This window comes from Candidatus Hodarchaeum mangrovi, assembly GCF_975850365.1.
On sequence record NZ_CDLCQJ010000105.1, the window covers coordinates 1 to 4,550 of the forward strand.

Annotated in this window: 5 protein-coding genes; 3 read left to right on the top strand and 2 right to left on the bottom strand. The window is 33.9% G+C overall.

The window, feature by feature from the left end; translation table 11 throughout:
- On the top strand, positions 1-1,009 hold a 1,009-nt coding region (locus tag ACWVCY_RS10615), incomplete at its 5' end, for a pyridoxal phosphate-dependent decarboxylase family protein (protein ID WP_455142798.1).
- 297 nt (positions 1,010-1,306) lie between these two features.
- On the opposite strand, the gene ACWVCY_RS10620 is transcribed toward ACWVCY_RS10615, so the two are convergent.
- Positions 1,307-1,792 carry a pyridoxamine 5'-phosphate oxidase family protein gene (locus ACWVCY_RS10620; protein ID WP_455142799.1) on the bottom strand — a complete coding sequence of 162 codons (486 nt, stop codon included), beginning with the start codon at positions 1,790-1,792 and terminating at the stop codon, positions 1,307-1,309.
- Between the two features lie 146 nt (positions 1,793-1,938).
- The gene (locus tag ACWVCY_RS10625; RefSeq protein WP_455142800.1) at positions 1,939-2,091 is read right to left on the bottom strand and encodes a hypothetical protein; all 153 of its coding nucleotides are present in this window, start codon (positions 2,089-2,091) and stop codon (positions 1,939-1,941) included.
- Between the two features lie 133 nt (positions 2,092-2,224).
- Here ACWVCY_RS10625 and ACWVCY_RS10630 point away from each other — a divergent pair, with 133 nt between their 5' ends.
- Positions 2,225-3,652: an aminotransferase class I/II-fold pyridoxal phosphate-dependent enzyme gene (locus tag ACWVCY_RS10630; RefSeq protein ID WP_455142801.1), complete on the top strand. Its 1,428-nt coding sequence runs from the start codon at positions 2,225-2,227 to the stop codon at positions 3,650-3,652.
- Between the two features lie 72 nt (positions 3,653-3,724).
- Entirely contained in the window at positions 3,725-4,249 is a 525-nt protein-coding gene (locus ACWVCY_RS10635) for a hypothetical protein (RefSeq protein WP_455142802.1), read from the top strand.
- The last annotated feature ends 301 nt before the right edge of the window (positions 4,250-4,550 follow it).

A 4,550-nucleotide genomic window follows, 5' to 3' on the forward strand; every position in this document is an offset into this window, starting at 1 on the left:
TCTTGTCGGATTAACTGTGGCACGAAATCTAAAAACGGGCTATAATGTGCGAGAAAAAGGCTTACAATCATTAAATGCTAAAATAACATATTATTGTTCTACAGAGGGGCATAGCTGTCTTCAGAAGTCAGTAGAGCTGTTAGGGATTGGGAGTCAAAATTTTCGAAGAATACCTGTGACTGAAGATTTTCAAATTAATATTGAAGAATTAAAGAAAGCAATCAGTAAAGATAAACAAAATGGATACAAACCAATCTGTATCATTGGAAATCTCGGTACTGTGAACACGGGGGCTGTAGACGATCTCACAACTCTGGCAGATATTGCAAAAAAACATGATATGTGGTTCCATATTGATGGTGCCTTTGGTGCCTTAACTAAAATAACTCCTGAATCATATCACCTTGCGGATGGGATGGAACTTGCGGATTCGATTGCTATAGACTTTCATAAATGGTTTCATACAAATTACGCAGTTGGGTGTGTGCTTGTCAAGAGTCCTAAAGATCATTACAACTCATTTGCTCTAGTTCCAGAATATTTAGCCCATGGCACACGAGGCGTGGGAGGCCCTGAGATATGGTATAGTGATTATGGATTTGAATTATCTGGAGAATTTAAAACCCTAAAAATTTGGATGACGCTAAAAGAGCATGGAATTGAAAAATTTGGTCAATTAATTGAGCAGAATATTCAACAAGCCAAGTATTTAACAGAATTAATCAAAAAAGATGATAATTTAGAATTACTAGCCCCAACGGCAATGAATATTGTATGTTTCAGATTCAAGAAAGAGGGAATAGATCAGGAAATACTCAATAAATTAAATGAGGAAATTGTTCTCCAACTTCAAGAACAGGGTATTGCAGTACCTTCTCATACAAGATTAAATGGTAATTATGCGATTAGAGTGTCAATAACGAATCATAGAACTAAAAGGGAAGATCTCAAGACATTTATTAATGCAGTAAAAAGAATAGCAAAACAGATAGAAGCTACAATTCTTTAAGTTTTACTATCATCCTATTAACTGATTAGATAGAGAATTTTTGTTAATAAATAACATATCAGGAGAAAGAGGGCCTCTAGCATGTTAATTTGTCTTTTAATCTGAGTTATATGGTAATCATGCCCCTTATATGGGGATCAAATCTATAAAGTAGGGAATTCCTACCTTTTTTTCTCGTAAATGGAATATACTAATTTCTAATGATGTTTGAAGTTGGTTGATGCACATCTGTAATAGAAACTAATGGTTTTAAGTAAAGTATATACTATAGAGCTTGAATTCTACAGAGTTGACCAATCATTCTACCTTACAGGTGAATTTGGTTGGAGTATTGACAAAGTCACTTATCTGCCAAGCAAATACTTTCTTTGGAATTACTCTCCAAAAAGGTGGTGGATGAAAAATCTTGTATCTCTTCTCATACAACTCACCAAGTACTTGAAACAAATCCTCATCTGAAAATTGCTCTGCATATCCTTCTATAATTACCACCTTCTCACCACTTTCAGTATGAACTGAGATATTATTATTTTTACGCAAATTTTTTGCATTTCTGGTTTCATGACCTCCTCCAAAGTAGAATATATTTTCATACCAAATTCCCCAGACAGGACGAGAATGTGGGAAGTCACCTCGAATTGTATTAATCCAGTAATTATGTGATAGTTCCATCCATTTATTGACATCATCCCAAGAAAGTAATCCTGATCTTTTTTCAGAGATACCATAATCTGGGATATTTGGCCTTTTCGGCTTCGAAATTATTATTTTTATTAACTGCATGTTTCTATTCAGAAAATAAAAGATTTTTAAGTTATTAGTTGTGTAAAAATAAAAACTTCACTCTATTGATTAAATAGTTCTACGTTCAAAGAATTCTTAATTAAGCTTTGAAAAGTATTTCAATAAACTCTTATTATTTTATGCCCTTAATCAAATTTCATTAAAATAGTATTAGTAATAACAAGATCGAATGTCTCTATTTCTTTACTAATTTTACGATCAAAACAGACTCTTTTCTGGTTTAAATGTTGGTCTAATGATTCATGTAAGGAATGATGTCTATTTTCTTGAATTTTCACCTTTATCCCTAATTTCATTAAATATGAAAAAGAATGATGATTGAAATAAATTCATTAAAATCTTGTTCAGCGAAGAAGAAATAGATTTAATTATTGAAAACCAAGTAAAAATTATTTTTCAGATGTGGTAAAAATGGCACAGGAACAACCAAAGTTGAAGTCTTCATATACTCAAAAAAGAATTAATGAGTTGGAAAGGGAAATCGAAACTCTCAAAAAGATGAGCTCTGATGAGGAGTATTTTCGTACACGAAGTACGCAAACATTGATAAAAAGACAAAAACAAATGACAACATCGAAAAAGCAGGAATTCACTACTGTGGGTTTATGGGGATTATATGGAAATCAAGATATGAAAATGTTCAAGTCAATGACCTTACCTGTCTTCACGAGTTCTACTGGGGGACCATTCGATTCATTACTTGATGGGGCCTTATTGCTCTCCTATCAGACAGTAGATGATCCGAATAAGATCTACTCTCGTGTTGATAACACAACAATTGATCACTTGGCATTAAAAATAGCTGCTTTAGAAGGAAAAACGATTGATGAGGAAACCCAAGCTTTATGTCTATCCTCGGGAATGGCAGCAATTTTCATGGCAACAATGCCCTTCTTAAATGTTGGAGATCATTTTTTATCATCAAATCAAGTTTATGGTGGAGCTGAACAGCTATTTAATGTAACTTATCCCAAAATGGGATGGAAAGTGGAGTGGGTTCATGAGCCATGGGAATTAAATGCTTGGCAGGAAAAAATTACTCAAAAAACTAAATTCTTGTATGTAGAAACACCATCTAATCCGAATTTGTTCATTGCAGATATTCCAGCTCTTGGCAAACTTGCTCATGATAATAATATTCCTCTTATGGTTGATTCGAGTGTTGCCTCACCTGCTCTCTTACGACCATTAGAATTGGGAGCTGATATTGTAATTCATTCCATTTCTAAAGTGATGGGGAGTAGTGGACGTGCTATTGGAGGTGCGGTTATTGCCAAGAAAAAAATCACGACATCGATACCTGAATTAGAAGAAGATTTCGTAAATAAGGTAAAAGGAGGTCATTTTCGAAATTTAGGGCCATGTTTACACCCCCCTTCAGCTGCAGCAATTTGGGATGATTTGGCAACATTACAATTAAAAGTCAGATTTATGTCTGATAATGCGTTACAGATTGCTGAATTTCTTGATGATCATCAGAAAATAGAAAAAGTGAACTACCCTGGATTAGCTTCCCACCCTCAGTATGAATTAGCCAAAAAATTATTACGATTTGAAGATGGATCAACAGGTTTTGGTCATCTAATGTCATTTAACATTCATGGAGGCTATCAGGCTGCAGTAAAATTTGCAGAGGTCATTAACTTTGGAGTACAAGTTACAGATTTAGGCCGCAACTATACTACTATTTGTCATCCTGCTTCAACGACTCATGGTCAAATGACTCCCGAAATGCGTAGGAAAAGTGGTGTTCCCGATAATCTGATTCGCTATTCTGTTGGCCTTGAAGGATCAAAAGATGCCATTAAAGCTTTGGATCAGGCCCTAGCGAACCTTTAATGTCTATTCGATAAAATCACAGAAAAATTCTAAATCTCTTCAAAAAAAGGAATCCATTAGGGGTTTATATATATGAGAAAATCTGTTATATTAATACTTGTAATCGGATTAAGTCTAATTCTTGTCATAGGATATATTACTTCGGTCTTTATTTCTGTTAATGCGATTTCCTATGAAATTGGAGAAATTAAGATCACACCAGGTATAGAACAGACCCAATTAATTCCCTATCCAATTTATGAAGGCTATTTAGGGGTTTCTACTCCCTTATCATTAGTCAATAAGGGATTTTATAGTCTAGAAGACATTTCAATCAATATTACCATAAAAGCAACAAATTGGACAATTTCATCGCATCTAGATGGACAGCAAATAGGACAGGGAATAAACATCATTGGAAATATTCATCCTCAAGAAACTTGGAGTGGGTCTTTAGGAGTCAATATTACTGATTATATTCCCCATTTAGCTGTTGAAAACTGTATCATACTTATTTTTATTGATATTCACCTTATATATAAGCCTATTTTTACTATTCCAATTGATTATCGACCAGATGTTATTGAATTGGAATATGATGCACCTTTTACTCCTTAAAAGAATATAATGATCCACTCTACAAGCAAAGAGATGAAATTTACTGGTATATCACGAAAGTAGCAAATAGGGAAGATCATAAGAGATATTGGCCTTTCATACCAAGAAAACACTTGATGAGTTTTGATTTCGTTAAAGAAAAAAAAGAAGTTTGGATTCTTAAACATAAATTATTCAGGTGGGTTTGGAAGGTCTGGTATTTTTTTCTTTTTCAGAACAAATTGCCAGTAGATAAAAGCTACAGCTGTGGTGGTTGGAATGGCTATTAAAGCCAATGTTAGCAAAAAAGCACCAAAGTCAA

Bases quoted from the DNA above. Each gene is read 5' to 3' on its own strand.
- ACWVCY_RS10620 (WP_455142799.1), bottom strand. From the start codon at position 1,792: ATGCAGTTAATAAAAATAATAATTTCGAAGCCGAAAAGGCCAAATATC.
- ACWVCY_RS10630 (WP_455142801.1), top strand. From the start codon at position 2,225: ATGGCACAGGAACAACCAAAGTTGAAGTCTTCATATACTCAAAAAAGA.
- ACWVCY_RS10635 (WP_455142802.1), top strand. From the start codon at position 3,725: ATGAGAAAATCTGTTATATTAATACTTGTAATCGGATTAAGTCTAATT.